Genomic DNA, 254 nt, shown 5'->3' with positions numbered 1-254 from the left:
GTTTGAATAAGACCAGCCCTTTCCTGGGACAAAGTCTGGGGGAAGAGAAATCCCCATCTTTACGAATTCTTCAGCCGTATACGTTTTTTTTGTATCCATAATATCAAAGTCTTTTGACTTTATGTAGTCAGCGATACCACTTGTATGATTCAATATCTGCCGGATAGTAATCTGGTTACCATCATATCCGTTTCCTTGAATGACACCAGGCAACCATTTTTCGATGGAGTCGTCTAGATTCAAGCGGTTCTCTT

General features: G+C 40.6%; 1 protein-coding gene. It reads right to left on the bottom strand.

All coding sequences use genetic code 11. The features are described 5' to 3' along the window. Nucleotides 1–254 (bottom strand): serine hydrolase domain-containing protein (locus tag BPMYX0001_RS32515; protein ID WP_157753683.1); only part of this gene is annotated, 254 nt, incomplete at both ends.

Origin of the sequence: Bacillus pseudomycoides DSM 12442, assembly GCF_000161455.1 — a bacterium.
Lineage (GTDB): Bacteria > Bacillota > Bacilli > Bacillales > Bacillaceae_G > Bacillus_A > Bacillus_A pseudomycoides.
This window is presented reverse-complemented; position numbering and strand designations above follow the sequence as displayed.